Source organism: Streptomyces sp. NPDC058470, from assembly GCF_042721055.1.
GTDB lineage: Bacteria > Actinomycetota > Actinomycetes > Streptomycetales > Streptomycetaceae > Streptomyces.
In genome coordinates this window covers 192,579-210,132 of the sequence record NZ_JBHXMF010000006.1, presented here as the reverse complement: position 1 = coordinate 210,132, position 17,554 = coordinate 192,579, and the positions used below count along the sequence as shown (strand labels likewise).

Here is a 17,554-nt window from a genome sequence, read left to right as displayed (position 1 = left end):
AGGAACAGCCTCCGCACCCCGCCACTCTTCGTCCGACGGCGAGAACCCGGGGTACCTCCCGCCCGGTTCATGGTCCGATCCCCTGGCACAGCCGAAAGTTAATGGGTCATTAAGAGATCCGAGGTGTGAAGGCACAGCCATCATGGCGATCCTCTTGTCATGAACCTGCGGCCCGACGGACGGGCCGTCGCCACGTGGAGGTGTGGGATGCACCGCAGACTCGCCGCCGGCCTTGCCGCCTCAACTCTCGCCCTGATCACCGTCGTCGGTACCGCCACGGCGGCCGACGCAGTTCCCGCAGACAAGACCCAGGTCCTCTCGAACTGGACCCAGACCAGCGCGTCGAGCTACAACACCTGGAACGCCGCCCGCGCGAACCAGGCCGCGTGGTCCGCGTACGCGTTCGACTGGTCCACCGACTACTGCTCGTCCTCGCCGGACAACCCGTTCGGCTTCCCCTTCTCCACGTCCTGCGCCCGCCACGACTTCGGCTACCGCAACTACAAGGCCGCGGGCACCTTCGACGCCAACAAGTCGCGCCTCGACAGCGCCTTCTACGAAGACCTCGAGCGCGTCTGCCTCAACTACAGCGGCGCGACGAAGACATCCTGCGACGGTACGGCGTGGACGTACTACCAGGCGGTCAAGGTGTTCGGCTGAGACCGCCGGCCGAGGAGAACCGGGACGCCGCGCGTGCGGCGTCCCGCCCTCGTCGTTGGCCCGTTCAGCCCGCCACCGGCTCACCAGGTGTGTCCTGGAAGGCCGTTCGGGGCGCCGGGCGGGTGACGCCGGACAGGTCGTGGGCGGTGACACTATTGCGGTCGGCGACCGAGCGGCCCAGCGCATGGTGCGGCCACAACCCGGCTGCCACCCGGCGACTGCGCTCGCCCCACTCGCGGGCCGCCGCGCTGCTGGACTTGTAGTGGTTCAGGGCGAATCCGCCGGAGTGGATCCGGAGCAGACAGAAACCGCCGGGATAGTCCTTGACGGCGCTGACCTCCTGCAAGGTGACGTGCGGAGCCTGCGGCAGGACGGTCCGCTTGTTGCGGTGGGTGTGCCCGGCGTGGTGGAGGAAGACGCCGGGGGCGCCGGCGTAGGCGTCGAGGACGGCCCGGGCCTGGCGTCGGCCGAGCTGCTGCCCCCTGGTCACGGGAAAGACGGAGTCCCGTACGGTCAGCGGATGGTGGCCGAACACCACGGTGGGCCGATCCGAGTCTTCGTTCAACCGGGCCCGGAACCAGGACAGTTGCTCGGCGCCGAGGCCGCCGGCGTCGGAGCCGTTGCCGTCCTTCAGATACGTGTCGAGCCCGACGATCCGCAGCCCGCCGAGGTCGTGGGTGAAGTACGAGGGCACCTCGCCGCCGAGGAACCCCGTCCGGAAGGCGTCCGCGTCCTCGTGGCCGGGCCGGGGACGGTCGTGGTTCCCCCGTACAACGAAGTAGTCCCGCCCGTGCGCACCGAACCCGTCCAGGATCCGCTTGGCCTCGGCCAGGTCCCGCGGCGCGCCCCCCGCCGATATGTCCCCGGCGGCCAGCAGCACGTCCGCCCCGCGCCGCCGGGCCTCCTCCACCACCGCCCGGCTCATGATCTCCGGATACGGCGCGAGCCCCGCCTCCTGCGACACCCCGCGCATCAGGGGCACGCCGCCGACCAGACCGGAGGTGGTCTCCCCGACGTGCAGGTCGTTGCAGAGGGCGATCGTCAGCAGGTGCTGCCCGGGCGGGGGCTGCGGAGTGGTGAAGGAGTACGGGCCTCCGCGCGTTCCCAGTCCGTAGCGGTTGGTGCCGACGGCGTTGCCGCGGATCAGGTGCAGCGAGGTGGGGGTGGCGGCCACGCCCCGGGAGCGGGCCTGGTAGTAGTACGTCTGGCCCGGCTCCAGGCCAGTGAGCTCAACATGGTGGTGCGCGGTGGGGCGGGCCTCCGCTGCGCTGCGGTTCAGCCGGGTGGGGTGGGTGCCGTAGACGATCTCGCCCTCCGTGACCGCGGGGAGCATGTGGCCCGTCCCGTCGTTGGTGCCGGGTATTCCGGTGTGCCAGGTGATGACCGCGCTGTCCTCGGTCAGGGTGACCAGTTCCAGGTGGACGGCGGCAAGGATGTCGGGGGGATGGAGACGGCTCTGGTGTGCCGGGCCGTGCAGGGCGGCCCGCAGCAGCGAGGGGGCGAGCAGGACGCCGGATCGCAGCACTTCGTACGGAGCGGGGAGGGCGGCCAGGGCGGACAGGGACGCGAGGGGAGCGGACAGGCAACAGCGCATGCCCCCTGCGTGCCCCCGCGCAGTGAACGCCGGCAGTGTTGCCGACGGCGGCACCAGGTATGGCACGCGACATCTCCGTCCGGGCGCGGCTCGACGTGGGTGGAACCGGCCGATCGAGTGACCGGCGGTCAGCTCGTCGACAACGTTTTGCTGAACGGAGTGACGGGGCGCTCCACGCGCTCTCCGTCCACCGTAATGTCCACCGCCTCGTTGTAGAAAGCGAGGAGCCCTGTGACGGTGGCCACCGCGGGCAGCGGGTCCGGGTAGCTCCAGACGAGGTTCGCGGGCACGTCGGCGTCGCCCCGCCACGACCAGTACTCGGCCGTTCCCTTGTAGGGGCACGCGGTGCTGTGGCCCGTCGGGACGAGGAGGTCGAGGCGTACGTCCTCACGCGGCACGTAGTAACGCACCGGCAGGCCCGTCTCGAAGAGCAGCACCGGGCGCCGGGTGTCCGCGACGACCGTGCCGTCGATCTCGACCCGGACATGGCGGCTGCTCGGCAGGGCGTCCACCCGCTTGTGCGGGTCCCGGGGATGGACGAAGATCTCTTCCTCCTCCTCGTACCAGTGGTCGAGCCCCCGGCCATTGCGCCGGAACCACTCGAAGGCGATGTGCCCGGCCAGGTCGTCGCCGGGGAAGGTCCAGGCCGCGTCCTCCATCAGCTCGCCGTCGACCTCGAGGTCGTAGAAGATCCGCGATCCCGTGTGCGTGCCCGTCCGGGGGTTCTTCGCCGGGCGGAGCAGGTCCTCGCGGACCTCCTCGCGGGGGAAGGCGTACGTCGGAACCGGCAGTGCGGGCTCCCACACGAGGACGGGGTGCCGGCTGTCGACGACCGTGACGTCGCCCTTGCGGCCGCGCACCCAGCGTTCGCTGGGCTCCCAGCGGAGGCCCTCCGGCGTGGTCCGTACCGACTGCGCGGTGGGGAATGCACTCATCGTCCGGTCTCCCTCGGTTGGTCGGGACCCGCAGGTGCCCGGCGGTACAAGCCCGGCACCTCCGAGAGCAGTGTCCCGACGTACGCCTCCCACCGCGAGCCGATCACCAGGCGACCGCCGGGGGGTACGGCGGTCAAGACGGCGGGTTGCAGCGGTCGGGCGTGAGTCGTCGACAGCCGACTACGGCGGTCAAACGGCGATGACCCGGACCCCCGCCTCCTCGAACCCCCGCATCGCGTCCTCGCCAACCGCCGTGTCCGTCACCAGCGTGTCCACCGACTCGGCCGCGCAGATCCTGGCGAAGGCGCGCCGGCCCAGCTTGCTGGAGTCGGCGGCGACGATCACGCGCTCGGCCCGCTCGCAGAGCAGCCGGTTGATCGCGGCCTCCGCCTCGTCGTGGGCGGCCGCGCCGTGCGTGACGTCGAAGGCGACCACGCCGAGGACGGCGACGTCGAGGGTGATCTGGCCGAGCACGCCGTCGGCGAGGGGGCCGATCAGCTCGTACGACTGCGGGCGTGCGACCCCGCCGGTCACCACGATCTTGAACTGGGGGCGCACGGCAAGCTCGTTGGCGATGTTGAGCGCGTTCGTGACCACCGTCAGCGCGGGTGAACCGGACGCGAGATCGGGGCGCACCGCGAGAGCGCGCGCCACCTCGGTGGTGGTCGTGCCACCGGTCAGACCCACCGCCTCGCCGAGCGTGACGAGGCCGGCCACCGCCTTCGCGATGCGCTGTTTCTCGGAGGCGTGGCGGGCTGTCTTGTAGCGCAACGGCAGTTCGTACGAGACGCCGTGCACGACCGCGCCGCCGCGGGTGCGGATGAGCATCTGCTGCTCGGCGAGCTGATCGAAGTCGCGCCGGATCGTCGCGGCCGACACCGCCAGCTCGGTCGCGACCTCCTCGACATCCAGCCGGCCCCGCTCCACGAGCAGTTCCAGCAGCGCCTTCCAGCGGGCGTCGCGCGACATCCGCACACTCCGTTCCTCGATCTTCCGCGACCCTAGCGCACCCTTCCTCCGTCAGAATGCTTGTTCATGCTCGAAAGCGCGCTATATCTTGCACGAACAAGCATCATTGGAAGGGTGTGGCATGACCCATGTCGAGGACGAGCTCAACAGTCAGCCCGAGTGCTGGACCCTCGCCGCCGAGCAGGCCGCGGTACATGCTGCCGCACTGCCCGCGGCGGGGGAGCGGGTCGCGATCGTGGGGTGCGGTACCTCGTTCTTCATGGCGCAGGCCGTCGCCGCGCTGCGTGAACGCTCGGGCCAGGGTGAGACGGACGTGTTCGCCGCGTCGGAGTTCCCGGATGCCCGCTCCTACGACCGGGTGGTCGCCCTCACCCGGTCCGGCACGACCACCGAGGTGCTCGAACTCCTCGGGAACCTGAAGGGCCGCACGCGCACGACAGCGATCACCGCCGATCCGCACACGCCCGTCGTGGACTCCGCGGACGAGGTCGTGGTGCTCGGCTTCGCGGACGAACAATCCGTCGTGCAGACCCGGTTCGCGACCACCGCGCTCACCCTGCTCCGCGCCCACCTCGGTCTCCACACGGACGCCGTCGTCTCCGACGCCCGTACCGCCCTCGGGGAACCGCTGCCCCAAGGGCTCGTCGGCTGTCGGCAGTTCACCTTCCTCGGCCGTGGCTGGACCGTCGGGCTCGCCAACGAGGCCGGGCTCAAGTTGCGTGAGGCCGCACTGGCCTGGACCGAGGCCTACCCGGCGATGGAGTACCGGCACGGCCCCATCAGCGTCACCACGCACGGCACCGCCACCTGGATGCTCGGCCAGGCGCCCGAAGGTCTGGCCGAACAGGTCCGGGCCACCGGCGGGTTGTGGGTGGCGGGCGAACTCGACCCGCTCGCCGAACTCGTCCGCGCCCAGCGGCTGGCGGTCGCGGTCGCCACGGCCTGCGGGCTGAACCCGGACCGGCCGCGCCATCTCACCCGCTCGGTGATCCTCACCCGGATGTCTGGCTGAGTCGGCTCAACCACTCACTGAGAAGGAGGAGTTGTGCCACTCGCAGCAACCGGTGAGCTGGTCCTCGCGGCCGCCGGGGCGCGGACAGCGGTCGCCGCGTTCAACGTCATCACCCTGGAACATGTCGAGGCCGTCATCGCGGGCGCCGAGTCCGTGGACGCGCCGGTCGTCCTTCAAGTCAGCGAGAACGCCGTCAAGTTCCGCCACGGGCGGCTTCTCCCGTTGGCCCGCGCCGCGACTGCCGCTGCCGAACGCGCCCGCGTCCCCGTCGCGTTGCACCTTGACCACGTCCAGAGCGACCAGCTGCTGCGACAGGCGGCCGGCGCCGGATTCAGCTCTGTGATGTACGACGCCGCCCGGCTGCCGTACGGGGAGAATCTTGCCGCCACCCGGGCCGCGGCCGACTGGGCACACGCCCAAGGGCTGTGGATCGAGGCCGAGTTGGGCCAGGTCGGCGGCAAGAATGGCGAGCCTCCGCTCGACGCCCACGTGCCCGGCGCCCGTACCGACCCCGCCGAGGCCCGCGCCTTTGTCACCGACTCCGGCGTGGACGGCCTGGCCGTCGCCATCGGCAGCTCGCATGCCATGACCACCCGCACCGCGCTCCTCGACCACGACCTGCTCAAGCGTCTGACCGCGGCACTGGACGTACCGCTCGTCCTGCACGGCTCCTCCGGCGTGCTGGACGAACAGCTGGCGGCGGCCGTCGCGGGCGGCATCGCCAAGGTCAACGTCGGAACGGCCCTGAACCTCGCCATGACCGGCGCCATACGGAAGTTCCTCGCCGCCCACCCGTCGGCCGTGGACTCGCGCGAGTACCTCGGCGTGGGGCGGGCGGCGATGGCGGGGGCGGTGGCGCGGCTCATCGGGGTACTGCGCGAGTGACGACGTCAGGAAGCCGCGCTCCGACGCAGGGAGGGTGCCTTCGCGAGGACGTGGGGACCTCGCTCGCGAGGGCGGGGCCCCCTTATGAAGGCTGCGGACCTCGGTCGCGAGGGCATGGGACCCCCATGTCCACCGCTGGTTTCTCCCTATGAGGGAGACGTTGATCCACCTCGGCGAGCCGCCCGCCGTCGTCGTGGACATCGGCGTCGGCGTGCACGGTGTCGCGCGTCGCACGGACGGCTTCCGGCTGCCCGAGCTGTGGCAACTGCACCTCCACCAGCACGAGGCCGAGCCGACCGTCGACGGCACGGCCCACGTCATCCGCCCCGGCCGCGTGGGGCCTCGTACCGCTCGGCACCACGGCCCGCCACCGCTGCCGGAGCCGCTCCGAACACCTCTGCTCTCTCCATCCCTGCGGTGGGCGCCGCGTCCGTCCGCATCCCGGACCTACGGGCCTTCAACAAGGCCTGCCGCAGAGAACTCGGGGCCTCGCCCCGAACGCTGCGGGGAGCTACTTCTTGACCGCCCGAAGAACCACGAACTTCGCGTCGCTGGCCATGAGTTCACTGTTGCCGAAGAGGCGGCGCAGCTTCAGGTGATACCCGAGGTGGCGGTTGCCGATCACCCACAGTTCGCCACCCGGCCGCAGCGCGCGGCGCGCGTCCGTGAACATCCGCCATGCCGTGGCGTCCGTCGTCGCCTGGTGCGAGTGGAACGGCGGATTGTTCAGTACGAGATCGACGCTGCCGTCGGCGAAGTCCGTCAGCCCGTCACCGACGCGGAACTCCGCCTTCGTGCCCTCGACGTTCGCGGCGAACGTCTCCCGTGCCGAGGCCACCGCCTGGTACGACTCGTCCACGAACAACACCTCCGCCTCGGGATTGGCCAGCGCGGCTGCCGTACCCACGACTCCGTTGCCGCATCCCAGATCCGCGATGCGCTCGGGACCGCGGCTGCGGGGCATGTGCTGGAGGAGGAACCGGGTGCCGACGTCGAGACGGTCGGCGCAGAAGACGCCCGCGTGGTTGATGACGGTACGGCCGGAGACCGTACCGACACCGTCGGGGAGCTCGTAGCTGTACGGCCACGGGTTGGAGTTCCGGGCGATCCCGGGGAACGGCGTGCAGAAGATGAGCCGGGCCTTCTTCTCGGCCAGCGAGGTGCGGGTCGGGCCGAGGATCCGCTCGAAGAGGTGCAACGTCGAGGTGTGGATCTCCTTGACCATCCCCGTGCCGACGACGACCGTCCCCTCGTGCACGCCGGGCGCCAGCCGGTGCAGCTGGTCCTCCAGGAGCCCGAGACTCTTCGGCACCCGGACGACCAGCACGTCGATGCGGTCGGGAGGCGTGTCCTGTGTGGTGAGAAGAGGCACCGCGGACTCCTCGACACCGGCCCGCGCCAGGTTCGCCCGCGTCGCCTCACGGGCGAGGAAGGAGTCGGTGATCTGCGTCGGCCGGTGCGCCGAGAGCGCCGTGGCGAGCGCGCCCCACCGGTCACCGACCACCACGACCGAGCCCGACAGAGGGGTCCCGCTCTCCGCGAGATGCCGCAGCAGATATGTGTCGGCGGCGTCCCATGCGCGCAGCTGGTCGCGGGTGTCCTCGGGGAAACGGGCGAGTGCGTACTCGCCCCAGGGTGTAGCCATAGAGTCGGTCATCGTAGGTCAAGGCTAACGGAGCCGCAGCTCAGCGCGGTGGGCGAGGATAGGCCGATGTCGATGTTGTTCCCCAGGCACCGTACGCAGACCGCTCCGGACGCGGTCCACGTGCCCGACTGGCTGGATACCGACCGTCAAAGGCAGCTTCTCGATGCGTGCCGTGCCTGGGCCCGCCCACCGTCCGGCCTGCGCACCGTCCGCACCCCCGGCGGCGGCACGATGACCGCCCGGCAGGTCTGCCTGGGCTGGCACTGGTACCCGTACGGATACGCCCGCACGGTCGTCGACGGCGACGACAGCCCCGTGAAGCCGTTCCCGGGGTGGCTGGACGACCTCGGCCGCCGCGCGGTCACGGATGCCCTCGGAGCCGGCGCCGCGACCGCCGCGTACGACATCGCACTGATCAACTTCTACGACGCCGACGCACGCATGGGTATGCACCGCGACAGCGACGAGAAGTCGGACGCGCCGGTGGTGTCGCTGAGCCTGGGCGACACGTGCGTCTTCCGGTTCGGGAACACCGCGACGCGGACCCGGCCGTACACGGATGTCGAACTGCGCAGCGGTGACCTGTTCGTGTTCGGCGGGGCATCCCGGCTCGCGTATCACGGAGTGCCGCGGGTGTACGCGGACACGGCGCCGCCCGAGTTGGGGCTCACCGGACGGCTGAACATCACGCTGCGGGTGAGTGGCCGCTAGGCCGACAGGACCGAGACGACAGGACGGGCCACCGCAGGAGCGGATCATGGGAGACTCGCCCTCATGAACGGCAAGGCGGGCCCCCGGGCGGCGGGGGAAGCGAACACGCGGGCGCGGCTGGACCGGGGGCGCGGGGCGCTCGGTCCCGCGCTGGAGCTCGTGCACACCGGACGTGCGCCGACGCGCGCCGTACTCACCGCCGAGCTGGGCGTCACCCGGGCGACCGCCGGCGCGGTGGCCGCGGAGCTGGAGGCACTGGGGCTGATCAGGGTCGACGCGCGGCCTGGAGCGGCGGCGGGTTCGCAGGGCCGGCCCTCGCACCGTCTGGAGGTCGCCGAGGACGGTCCGGTCGTGCTCGCCGCGCAGGTGCACGCCGACGGATTCCGCGCCGCGCTGGTCGGTCTCGGCGGGCGCCTCGTCGCCACGGCGCCCGGCTGCGAGACGGTCGAGGCCGATCCGGGCAAGGTGCTCGGCTCCGTCGTCGAGGCCGGCGCGGAGCTGCTCCGCGAGACGGGGCTGCGCTGTGTGGGCGCCGGCCTCGCCGTGCCGTCCGCCGTCACCGAACCCGAAGGGCTCGCCCTCAACCCGCTGCACCTGGCCTGGCCCGCGGGCTCCCCGGTGCGCCAGATCTTCGCCGAGAAGGTGCGCGCGGCCGGAATCCTGGGGCCCGCGTTCGCCGCCAACGACGTGAACCTCGCCGCCCTGGCGGAACACCGGCACGGCGCGGGCCGCGGCGCCCGCGACCTGCTCTGCGTGGCCACCGGGCACCGGGGTGTCGGCGGCGCGCTCGTGCTCGACGGCCGCCTCCACACGGGCAGTTCGGGGCTCGCTCTCGAAGTCGGCCACCTCACCGTCAACCCGGAGGGCCGCCCCTGCCACTGCGGCAGCCGTGGCTGTCTCGACGTCGAGGCGGACCCGCTGGCCTTCCTCACCGCGGCCGGCCTCGATCCAGGGCCCGAGGTGTCGCTGCTCCAGCAGGCCAACGACCTGATCCGCCACCAATACGCAGACCCGGCCATCGGCCTGGCCACCGAAGCCCTGATCGACCGCCTCGGCCTCGGCCTCGCCGGCCTGGTCAACATCCTGAACCCCGACCGCATCATCCTCGGCGGCCTGCACCGCACCCTCCTCGACGCCGACCCCGACCGCCTACGCGCCGTCGTCGCCGCCCGAAGCCTCTGGGGCCGGAGCGGCGGCGTACCCATCCTCGCCTGCACCCTGGACCACAACAGCCTCGTCGGCGCTGCCGAGTTGGCGTGGCAGCCGGTGCTGGACGATCCGTTGGGTGCGTTGGTCGAGGCCGGAGACTAGGCAGGTTCCACCGCGCACTCGGGCGGGCGGGCCTGCTCGGTACGGCGGGCGAGGGCCGGCAGGACCGTCGCGATTCCCAGCAGGGCCATGCACGCGCCGAGCCACAACGGCGCGCGCAGCCCGAAGGCACCGATCAGCGGACCGCCCAGCGAGGTCGCGATGATGATGCCGAGCGTGATGAACGACGAGTGGACCGTGTTGACCAGGGGGCGCGCGTTGCCCTCGCGCTGCACGCGGGTCACCATCGCCGGATTCATGGTGACGCCGACCAGGCCGATACCCATCACGAACACCACTGCGGGGAGGGGTAGTTGGGCAAGCAGAGCAAAGCCGGTCAGGAAGCCTGCGTTGAGCACCAGACCGATGAGCAGCACGCCGAGGGTGTGGCGGTCGGCGAGCCGCCCGACCACCGTGTTGCCCAGCACCGTGGCGGCGCCGTACGCGATGAGCAGCGGCGGCACGGTCCCGTTACCGAAGCCGGTGACCTCGGTGAGGATCGGGTTGAAGTAGCAGAACGCGGAGAACGTGGCACCGATGACCAGGGTGCTGGTGGACAGCGCCAGCCACAACCGGGGCCTGCGGAAGGCCTTGAGCTCCTGGCGCAGATCCGAGTCGCCGACCGCTCGCCCCAGGCGCGGCACCCCGGCGAGGGTGCACAGCGCGGCGAGTACCGTCAGGACGGTAATGGCCCAGAACGCCGCACGCCAGCCCAGCCGTTCACCGATCAGTGTGGAGAGCGGCAGGCCCAGCAGCGTGCCCAGCATCAGACCGTTCATGGCCAGGGCGATGGCCCGACCGCGCATCTCGGGCCTGGTCAGCTGGGCGCAGAGAGAGATGCCGACGCCGAAGAAGGCCTGGGACGCGATGCCCGTGACGACACGGGCCGTCATCATCGCGCCGTACGAGGACGCGGTCGCCGCCAGTACGTTCCCCGCGAGGAAGATCCCGAACAGCACTAGCAGCGCGTTCCTCTGAGGGAGCCTCAGCAGCGCCACGGTCAGGAACGGCCCGCCCACCGCCATGGCCACGGCGAAGGCAGTGATGAGGTAGCCGATCTGTGGGATCGAGGCTTCGAGTCCCTCGGCCAGTTGCGGCATCAGGCCGGCGACGACGAACTCGCTTGTCACCATGGCGAAGATGCCGAGTGCCAGGACGTATACGGCGCGAGGCATGTGTTCGGGTACTCCTCTGTGTCTCGAGTTGTTTTGGATTGATTGGTTCAAAACGATGGCATGGGAAAGAAGAGCCGAGGGTGGGTGGGATCAGTGTGCGGTCAGTGCGTCCAGTGCTGTCGCCGCGATGGACTCCAGTACGGCGCGGTCGGCGCCTCCCTGTGCCGACACCCGCAGGCCGCCGATCAGGGCGTTGATGAAGCGGGCAAGCGCGTCGGCGTCCCGCGTCGAGGCGATCTCGCCGTGGCGCTGCCCCTCCTGGATGGTGGCCCGCAGTGCCGCGATCCGCCGGGCCAGGTCGCGTTCGAGCATCGCGCCCGCCTCCGGGTCGCGCCCACCGAGCTCCACCGTCGTGTTGACCGTCAGGCAGCCCAGGCTGCGCCCCCCGGGCCGGTTCTCGATCTCACCGTCGATGACGCCCGCGAAATATGCCCGGATGCGCTCCAGGGGTGGGCGCTCCGCATCCTCCAGGAGCTCGATCTGAGCCGTCGTCATGACGTCGATATAGCGAGCCAGCGCCCTCTTGAACAGGTCGTGCTTGCTGCTGAAGGTGTTGTAGATGCTGCTGCGCCCCAGTCCCGTGGCGTCGCACAGATCCTGGGTCGAGGTCCCCTCGTAGCCATTCGCCCAGAAGGTGCGCATCGCGGCCTCGAGGGCCCGGTCCTCGTCGAACGTCCTTGGTCGGGCCATGCGGGAACGGTAGCACGGTATTGGATCGATCAGTTCAATAAGCGCTCTGCGTCGTGGCCTAACGCCAGTCCACACCGAAAGCGCGCCCAGGGTTCACGGTGAGCATCTGCTCCACCAGGCCCTCGCCCAGGGCGAGTTCGAGCCTCTGTCGCACCCTGCGCAGCAGATACGGCATCCCCGGACCGCCGTTGACCGAGCGGGCCGCGGCGGTGGTCGTTTCGCCGCCCAGGAGCAGACGGTCGCTGAAGCCGGCGTCGGCGAGGGCGCGTACGGCGTCGGGCATGCACCAGTCGGTGCCGTGGTGGGCGCGGGAGGGGCCGTCGAAGGCGAGGTAGGCGCCCGACTCCGCTGCCTGACGCTGGGTCACGAAGCCAGGGGAGCGGTTGAGATGGCCGAGGATCACTCGGTGCGGGGGCACGCCCAACTCGCCGGACAACAGGTCGAGTACGTCCAGCGCGCCGGTGCCCAGCTCCAGGTGGACGGCGATCGGCGCCCCCGTGGCGTGGTGGGCCTCGGCCGCGGCGGTCATCGTCCACCGGGCGTGCGCGTCCAGGGTGTGGAAGCCGCCCGCGACCTTGATCAGTCCGGCCCGGACACCGGAGGTGCCGATGCCCGTCGTCAGCTCGGAGGTGAAGGTGTCGGCCAGCTTGCCGTGCAGCTGAGTGAGCAACTCCGGTGTGTAGTGCGCCGCTTGGTGGAGTCCGGTCGCGGCGATCACCTGGACGCCGGTGTCACGGGCGATCAGCGGCAGGTCCGCGGCGCGTCGGCCCATGCCGTACGGCGTCCACTGCACGACGCTCCCACCGCCCGCCGCGCGGAACGCCGTCAGCTCGGCCCGCGCGGCGGAGGCGTCGTTGAGTTCCTGTCCGGCGAGTCGGGGGCTGCTCAGGAAGAGGTGGTCGTGCGCGTCGCACACCCCCAAGTCCTCGGGGAGCGTGTCCCCGAGGACGGTACGGACCCTGCTCACCACTGCCGGCCACGCGGGAGCCGGTCACGCTCGGGCGTGTTGACGTACAGCACCTGGAACACCTCACCCGGCGCCTTCGGAGCGTCATGGTCCCAGAGTGAGAAGTGCACGAGCTCCCAGTGACGCGGATCGACAACAGCGGCCGCGCACACCGCACCGTCCAGCGCGGCCAGCCGCTCGGTCTCCCGTACCGCCTCCGCCATCACCTCGGAGAGCCGCACCCCCTCGGGCACGCTCTGCCGCCGCCGCACGGCGACCGTGGCCGGGGAACCCGCGGCGACCCCCTCCTCGTACGACAGGCAGGTCCAGTGCCGCACCTCCGGCCGCCCGAAGTCGTCGACGAGACCCTGGAAACCCGGTCCCCAGAGGAAGGAGTTCATGCCCTCCGGGGCGTTCCACAGATAGAACGGCCCGTACTGGTTGACCGGCGACCCGTCGACCCCGCGCTCGCGCATCAGATACGCCTTCAGGCCGAGGCCGGGAAAGTCGTCGAGCAGCGGCCCCTTGCCCGTCGCCCGGGTGCGGATGATGTCCATGTCGTAGTCGGCGGGCAGGGTGAGCTCGTACTGCATGGCATGCATCGTTTGTCTCCTGGAGGTTCAGCGGTGCGTCGAATGGGCGGAGCCGACTGGCCTGAGCAGGGAGAGCAGCCCGCGAACTCCCGTGTCGAACGCGGCCGGTGAACCTGAGGCGCGCGCCAGCACATAGCCGCCCTGCACGGTCGCGAGGATCGTCGCGGCGATCTCCTCCGCGTCGAGTGAGGCGGCGAACTCGCCCTGCTCCTTGCCCTCTTCGACGATTCCCGCCAGCCGCTCACGCAGCCAGTCGATCGTCTCGTCGACCGGCGCGCGCAGCTCGCCGCTCGCGACCACTTCCGGGTCCATCGTCAACCGCCCGACGGGGCAGCCGCGCAGGACGTCACGCTCGCGGCGTAGATACGCCTCGATGCGTTCGTACGGCGACCCGGGCGCGCTCAGTACTCCCTCGGCGGCAGCACGCAGTTCCTCGGCGGTGCGACGGATCGCGGCGAGGGCCAGATCGGGCTTGCCCTTGAAATGGTGGTACATGCTGCCCTGCCCCGCGCCCGCGCGTTCCAGGATCGCCTTGGGGCTGGTCCCGACGTAACCGCGCTCCCACAACAGCTCGCGCGTGGACTCGATCAGCCGCTCCGGAGTACTCATGAGCGCACTGTACATACTAGTAGGTACAGACGTCTAGGCGCTGGGGAAGCAGTCGAACGGAGCCCATGTACTCCCGTGGAGGTACGCGCACTGCCGCTGGCCGTACGACGACTGAGACCCCCTCCCGGAGCGAGTCTCAAGGCATCGGAAACCAATCCCGCGGTCGATCGGAAACGGTCCCGCAGAGGAGATGACTGAGATGCAGACCCTGTCGAACTGGGACGGCGGCCCCGGGCCGTGGATCCTCTTCTTCCCGCTCATCTGGGCGGCCGTCGTGATCGGCGTCGTGACCGTCCTGCGCCGCACCGTCTGGCGCGGCCGTCGCGGCCCGTGGCGCGCGATGGCCGACCCCCGCCCGACGGGTGACGCGCCTATCGCGGTGCTCGGCCGCCGCTTCGCCTCGGGCGAGATCGACGAGGACGAGTACTGGCGGCGGCTCTCCGTCCTGGACGAGCAGTTCGGTCCTACGGGCAAGGGCGGTGCGGCATGACCACCGTGACGGTCACTCGGACGGCGGCCCGTGTCACCGACGCCGTCAAGGTGTACGGCAGCGGCGACACCGCAGTGCGGGCCCTGGACGGGGTGAGCGTCGGCTTTCCCACCGGGCGCTTCACCGCGATCATGGGGCCCTCGGGCTCCGGCAAGTCCACCCTGATGCACTGCGCGGCCGGCCTGGACACCCTCACCTCCGGTGCGGCCTTCATCGGCGACTCGGAGCTGAGCACGCTCGACGACCGCCGCCTCACCCTGCTGCGCCGCGACCGCGTCGGCTTCGTCTTCCAGGCGTTCAACCTGCTCCCGACGCTGACCGTCGCGGAGAACATCACCCTGCCCCTGGACCTCGCGGGGGCGAAGGGTTCACGGGAGTGGATCGACGCGCTCATCGACATCGTCGGCCTGCGCGACCGGCTCCACCACCGCCCCAGCGAGCTCTCCGGCGGACAGCAGCAACGTGTCGCCGTGGCAAGGGCGTTCGCCGGACAGCCCGATGTCGTCTTCGCCGACGAACCGACCGGAAACCTCGACTCGCGCTCCGGCGAGGAGGTGCTCGGCCTCCTCGGCCGGGCGGTGCGCCAGATGGGCCGTACGGTCGTCATGGTCACCCACGACCCCGTAGCCGCCGCCCACGCCGACGAGGTCGTCTTCCTCGCCGACGGCCGCCTCGTGGACCGGATGGAATCCCCGACGGCGGACAAGGTCCTTGACCGCCTGAAGGCCTTCGACGGCAAGGGGGCGCCGTCATGAACGCCTCCCTGCGCATCAGCGTCTCCTCCCTGCGCGCCCACAAGCGACGCTTCGCCGGTACGTTCCTCGCGGTGGTCCTCGGTGTCGCCTTCCTCGCCGGAACCCTCGTCATGGGCGACACCCTGCGCGCCAGCTTCGACACGATGTTCGGCAACGCGAGCAGCGGCACCGACGCCGTCGTCCGCAGCGCCGACACCATCACCACGCCCGGCGAGAGCGAGGGAGTGCGGCAGCCCGTCGACACCGACCTGGCGTCGACGATCGAGAAGACCCCGGGTGTGGCGGCCGCAGTGCCCGACATCCAGGGCGCCGGCCAGCTGGTCGGCGCCAACGGCAAGCCCATCGGCGGCCAGGGACCGCCCACTCTCGCGGGCAACTGGATCGACGACCCGGAGCTCAACGCCTACCAACTCGCCGAAGGTCGCGCCCCGTCGAAGTCCGGCGAGGTCGTCGTCAACCGGGGCGCCGCCGACAAGGGCGACCTGAAGATCGGCGACACCACCACGCTGCGCACGCCCGACCCCGTCAAGGTGACGATCGTGGGCCTGGCGACCTTCGGCGGCGAGGACGGTATGGCCCAGGTGACCTTCACCGGCATGACCCGGGCCGACGCGGAGAAGTACCTCACCGCCAAGCCCGGCGAGGCCGCGAGCATCCGTGTGCGGGCCGGCCCCGGAGTCAGCCAGGAGGAACTCGTCTCCGCTCTGACACCCGTACTGCCGAAGGGGGTTGAGGCGATCACCGGCCAGGAGTCGGCCCAGGAGAACACCGACATGATCTCCAGCCAGTTCCTGAGCATCTTCACCACCCTCCTCCTGGTGTTCTCCGGCATCGCGCTCCTCGTCGCGACCTTCTCCATCCACAACACCTTCGCGATCGTCGTCGCCCAACGAACCCGCGAGAACGCCCTGTTGCGCGCACTCGGCGCCTCACGCCGTCAGGTGACCGTCTCGACGCTCATCGAGGCGAGCGTCGTCGCCTTCACCGCGTCGGTCGTCGGTCTCGCGGGCGGTATCGGCGTCGCGGCCGGACTGCAAGCGCTGTTCCCGGCCATCGGATTCCCCTTCCCCGAGGGCGACTTGGTGATCAGCGGACTGTCCATGACGCTGCCGCTCGCGGTCGGCGTCATCGTCTGCCTCGGCTCCGCGCTGCTGCCCGCCGTACGCGCCGGACGCACCGCACCGCTGGCCGCACTGCGCGAGACGGCCGTCGACCAGTCCGGGGCCTCCCGCACCCGCGCCGTGGCCGGTGGCGGTCTGGCCGCGCTCGCCATCGGCATCACGCTGTTCGGCGTACTGGCGAGCCCGTCCCTGTGGCTCGCGGGCCTGGGCGCCGTCCTGGCCCTCGCCGCCTTCGTGGTCCTCGGTCCTGTCGCGTCCTCGACGGCCGTACGGGTCCTGGGTATGCCCCTCGACAGGCTGCGCGGCGTCACGGGCGGCCTTGCCCGGCGCAACGCCCTGCGCAGCCCGAAGCGGACCGCCGCCACCGCGAGCGCCCTGATGATCGGCGTCGCCGTCGTCTCCCTGTTCACGGTCTTCGGCGCCTCGCTCAAGGCCACCATGGACCAGACGGTCTCCCGGTCCTTCGCGGGTGATGTCGCCGTCAGCACCCCGTCGTTCGGCGCCGGCGGCAGCGGTCTGAGCCCGAAGCTGGCCCCCGCGATCGCCGAGCAGCCCACGGTCGAGAACGCCGTCGGCCTGGGCCGCGGGGTCGCCGAAGTCAACGGCAAGGGCCGGGCGTTGACCGTCACCGACCCGGTCACCCTCGGCAAGGTCTTCGACCTCGGCGACGTACGCGGCTCGCTCGAGGGCCTCGGCACCGACGGCATCGCGATCACCGGGAACGAGGCCGACAAGCAACGCCTCAAGGTCGGCGACACCGCCCAACTCGCCTTCACCGACGGCGAGAAGGAGACGTTCACGGTCCGCGCGGTCTACGGGCAGTCGGAACTCGCGGGCGACTACGTCATCACCCGCGCCGCCTGGAACCCGCACCGCACCCAGGACGCCGACACACTCGTCGCCGTCTCCTTCAAGGACGGCGTGCGCACGGCCGACGGCAAGGCCGCCGTGCAGAAGGTCGCGGACCGGTACGGCAGCCCCGAGGTCCAGACCCGCGACGAGTACGCGCAGTCCTCGGCCGGCGGTATCGACATGATGCTGACCCTGGTCTACGCACTGCTCGCCCTCGCGGTGCTCATCGCGCTGCTCGGCATCGCCAACACGCTGACGCTCGCGATCCACGAGCGCACCCGCGAACTCGGCCTGCTGCGGGCCGTCGGACAGACTCGGGCGCAGCTGCGCGCCATGGTCCGCTGGGAGTCCGTCCTGGTCGCCGCCTTCGGTACGGCGGGCGGACTCGCCCTCGGCGGCTTCCTCGGCTGGGTGCTCGTCAAGGCCTCGGACGGTGCGAGCGACAGCGTCTTCGCCTTCGCAATACCGCCCGTGCAACTGGTCGTGGTCGCTCTGGTCGGCCTCGCCGCCGGAGGCCTCGCGGGCCTGCGTCCGGCGCGTCGGGCGGCACGCCTGGACGTGTTGCGCGCCATCGCCACCGAATGACGTACGAGGAGGGTGTCAC

At 70.9% G+C, this 17,554-nt stretch carries 17 protein-coding genes; 8 read left to right on the top strand and 9 right to left on the bottom strand.

What is annotated here, in order from left to right; translation table 11 throughout:
- Nucleotides 1-207 precede the first annotated feature (207 nt).
- A complete protein-coding gene (locus ACFWP7_RS06920; RefSeq protein WP_384377169.1) occupies nucleotides 208-660 on the top strand; it encodes a phospholipase in 453 nt (150 codons plus the stop codon).
- A gap of 64 nt (nucleotides 661-724) precedes the next feature.
- Here ACFWP7_RS06920 and ACFWP7_RS06915 read toward each other — a convergent pair whose 3' ends face one another.
- The 3 genes from ACFWP7_RS06915 to ACFWP7_RS06905 all read right to left on the bottom strand — a co-directional run bounded on the left by ACFWP7_RS06915 (nucleotide 725) and on the right by ACFWP7_RS06905 (nucleotide 4,158).
- Complete coding sequence (locus tag ACFWP7_RS06915) at nucleotides 725-2,254, bottom strand: metallophosphoesterase (protein WP_384377166.1); 1,530 nt, start codon at nucleotides 2,252-2,254, stop codon at nucleotides 725-727.
- 128 nt (nucleotides 2,255-2,382) lie between these two features.
- On the bottom strand, nucleotides 2,383-3,189 hold the full coding sequence (locus ACFWP7_RS06910) for a DUF427 domain-containing protein (RefSeq protein WP_384377163.1): 807 nt from the start codon (nucleotides 3,187-3,189) through the stop codon (nucleotides 2,383-2,385).
- Nucleotides 3,190-3,378: 189 nt separating this feature from the next.
- Nucleotides 3,379-4,158 (bottom strand): DeoR/GlpR family DNA-binding transcription regulator, encoded by a 780-nt coding sequence (locus tag ACFWP7_RS06905; RefSeq protein ID WP_384377160.1) that lies wholly within the window; start codon nucleotides 4,156-4,158, stop codon nucleotides 3,379-3,381.
- A gap of 121 nt (nucleotides 4,159-4,279) precedes the next feature.
- On the opposite strand from ACFWP7_RS06905, the gene ACFWP7_RS06900 reads away from it, so the two are divergent.
- Nucleotides 4,280-5,170: an SIS domain-containing protein gene (locus tag ACFWP7_RS06900; RefSeq protein ID WP_384377157.1), complete on the top strand. Its 891-nt coding sequence runs from the start codon at nucleotides 4,280-4,282 to the stop codon at nucleotides 5,168-5,170.
- Nucleotides 5,171-5,203: 33 nt separating this feature from the next.
- Nucleotides 5,204-6,055 carry a ketose-bisphosphate aldolase gene (locus tag ACFWP7_RS06895; protein WP_384377154.1) on the top strand — a complete coding sequence of 284 codons (852 nt, stop codon included), beginning with the start codon at nucleotides 5,204-5,206 and terminating at the stop codon, nucleotides 6,053-6,055.
- A 511-nt stretch (nucleotides 6,056-6,566) separates the two neighbouring features.
- Here ACFWP7_RS06895 and ACFWP7_RS06890 read toward each other — a convergent pair.
- Nucleotides 6,567-7,700, bottom strand: a complete 1,134-nt coding sequence (locus tag ACFWP7_RS06890) for a methyltransferase (protein ID WP_384377151.1) — start codon at nucleotides 7,698-7,700, stop codon at nucleotides 6,567-6,569.
- Nucleotides 7,701-7,766: 66 nt separating this feature from the next.
- Here ACFWP7_RS06890 and ACFWP7_RS06885 point away from each other — a divergent pair, with 66 nt between their 5' ends.
- On the top strand, nucleotides 7,767-8,411 hold the full coding sequence (locus ACFWP7_RS06885; RefSeq protein ID WP_384377148.1) for an alpha-ketoglutarate-dependent dioxygenase AlkB family protein: 645 nt from the start codon (nucleotides 7,767-7,769) through the stop codon (nucleotides 8,409-8,411).
- A gap of 63 nt (nucleotides 8,412-8,474) precedes the next feature.
- Nucleotides 8,475-9,722, top strand: coding sequence for an ROK family protein (locus ACFWP7_RS06880; protein WP_384377145.1), 1,248 nt, complete (start codon nucleotides 8,475-8,477; stop codon nucleotides 9,720-9,722).
- Here ACFWP7_RS06880 and ACFWP7_RS06875 read toward each other — a convergent pair.
- The 5 genes from ACFWP7_RS06875 to ACFWP7_RS06855 form a co-directional block, all read right to left on the bottom strand.
- On the bottom strand, nucleotides 9,719-10,894 hold the full coding sequence (locus ACFWP7_RS06875; RefSeq protein WP_384377142.1) for an MFS transporter: 1,176 nt from the start codon (nucleotides 10,892-10,894) through the stop codon (nucleotides 9,719-9,721). The genes ACFWP7_RS06880 and ACFWP7_RS06875 overlap by 4 nt on opposite strands.
- Nucleotides 10,895-10,984: 90 nt before the next feature.
- Complete coding sequence (locus tag ACFWP7_RS06870; protein ID WP_384377139.1) at nucleotides 10,985-11,584, bottom strand: TetR/AcrR family transcriptional regulator; 600 nt, start codon at nucleotides 11,582-11,584, stop codon at nucleotides 10,985-10,987.
- A gap of 58 nt (nucleotides 11,585-11,642) precedes the next feature.
- The gene (locus ACFWP7_RS06865) at nucleotides 11,643-12,551 is read right to left on the bottom strand and encodes a phosphotriesterase (RefSeq protein WP_384377136.1); all 909 of its coding nucleotides are present in this window, start codon (nucleotides 12,549-12,551) and stop codon (nucleotides 11,643-11,645) included.
- Nucleotides 12,548-13,132, bottom strand: coding sequence for a DUF4865 family protein (locus ACFWP7_RS06860; protein ID WP_384377133.1), 585 nt, complete (start codon nucleotides 13,130-13,132; stop codon nucleotides 12,548-12,550). Before ACFWP7_RS06860 ends, ACFWP7_RS06865 begins: the two co-directional genes overlap by 4 nt.
- Before the next feature lie 18 nt (nucleotides 13,133-13,150).
- Entirely contained in the window at nucleotides 13,151-13,732 is a 582-nt protein-coding gene (locus ACFWP7_RS06855; protein WP_384377130.1) for a TetR/AcrR family transcriptional regulator, read from the bottom strand.
- A gap of 199 nt (nucleotides 13,733-13,931) precedes the next feature.
- On the opposite strand from ACFWP7_RS06855, the gene ACFWP7_RS06850 reads away from it, so the two are divergent.
- The 3 genes from ACFWP7_RS06850 to ACFWP7_RS06840 are packed head-to-tail and all read left to right on the top strand — an operon-like array spanning nucleotide 13,932 to nucleotide 17,535.
- The gene (locus tag ACFWP7_RS06850; RefSeq protein ID WP_384377204.1) at nucleotides 13,932-14,222 is read left to right on the top strand and encodes an SHOCT domain-containing protein; all 291 of its coding nucleotides are present in this window, start codon (nucleotides 13,932-13,934) and stop codon (nucleotides 14,220-14,222) included.
- On the top strand, nucleotides 14,219-14,977 hold the full coding sequence (locus ACFWP7_RS06845; protein WP_384377127.1) for an ABC transporter ATP-binding protein: 759 nt from the start codon (nucleotides 14,219-14,221) through the stop codon (nucleotides 14,975-14,977). Before ACFWP7_RS06850 ends, ACFWP7_RS06845 begins: the two co-directional genes overlap by 4 nt.
- Complete coding sequence (locus ACFWP7_RS06840; protein WP_384377125.1) at nucleotides 14,974-17,535, top strand: ABC transporter permease; 2,562 nt, start codon at nucleotides 14,974-14,976, stop codon at nucleotides 17,533-17,535. The genes ACFWP7_RS06845 and ACFWP7_RS06840 overlap by 4 nt, the downstream gene beginning before the upstream one ends.
- Nucleotides 17,536-17,554: the final 19 nt, after the last annotated feature.

What these genes read in the sequence shown, in the direction of transcription:
- ACFWP7_RS06875 (WP_384377142.1), bottom strand. Translation starts at nt 10,894, where the DNA reads ATGCCTCGCGCCGTATACGTCCTGGCACTCGGCATCTTCGCCATGGTG.
- ACFWP7_RS06920 (WP_384377169.1), top strand. Translation starts at nt 208, where the DNA reads ATGCACCGCAGACTCGCCGCCGGCCTTGCCGCCTCAACTCTCGCCCTG.
- ACFWP7_RS06885 (WP_384377148.1), top strand. Translation starts at nt 7,767, where the DNA reads ATGTCGATGTTGTTCCCCAGGCACCGTACGCAGACCGCTCCGGACGCG.
- ACFWP7_RS06905 (WP_384377160.1), bottom strand. Translation starts at nt 4,158, where the DNA reads ATGTCGCGCGACGCCCGCTGGAAGGCGCTGCTGGAACTGCTCGTGGAG.
- ACFWP7_RS06850 (WP_384377204.1), top strand. Translation starts at nt 13,932, where the DNA reads ATGCAGACCCTGTCGAACTGGGACGGCGGCCCCGGGCCGTGGATCCTC.
- ACFWP7_RS06910 (WP_384377163.1), bottom strand. Translation starts at nt 3,189, where the DNA reads ATGAGTGCATTCCCCACCGCGCAGTCGGTACGGACCACGCCGGAGGGC.
- ACFWP7_RS06915 (WP_384377166.1), bottom strand. Translation starts at nt 2,254, where the DNA reads ATGCGCTGTTGCCTGTCCGCTCCCCTCGCGTCCCTGTCCGCCCTGGCC.
- ACFWP7_RS06890 (WP_384377151.1), bottom strand. Translation starts at nt 7,700, where the DNA reads ATGGCTACACCCTGGGGCGAGTACGCACTCGCCCGTTTCCCCGAGGAC.
- ACFWP7_RS06900 (WP_384377157.1), top strand. Translation starts at nt 4,280, where the DNA reads ATGACCCATGTCGAGGACGAGCTCAACAGTCAGCCCGAGTGCTGGACC.
- ACFWP7_RS06860 (WP_384377133.1), bottom strand. Translation starts at nt 13,132, where the DNA reads ATGCATGCCATGCAGTACGAGCTCACCCTGCCCGCCGACTACGACATG.
- ACFWP7_RS06840 (WP_384377125.1), top strand. Translation starts at nt 14,974, where the DNA reads ATGAACGCCTCCCTGCGCATCAGCGTCTCCTCCCTGCGCGCCCACAAG.
- ACFWP7_RS06870 (WP_384377139.1), bottom strand. Translation starts at nt 11,584, where the DNA reads ATGGCCCGACCAAGGACGTTCGACGAGGACCGGGCCCTCGAGGCCGCG.
- ACFWP7_RS06845 (WP_384377127.1), top strand. Translation starts at nt 14,219, where the DNA reads ATGACCACCGTGACGGTCACTCGGACGGCGGCCCGTGTCACCGACGCC.
- ACFWP7_RS06880 (WP_384377145.1), top strand. Translation starts at nt 8,475, where the DNA reads ATGAACGGCAAGGCGGGCCCCCGGGCGGCGGGGGAAGCGAACACGCGG.
- ACFWP7_RS06855 (WP_384377130.1), bottom strand. Translation starts at nt 13,732, where the DNA reads ATGAGTACTCCGGAGCGGCTGATCGAGTCCACGCGCGAGCTGTTGTGG.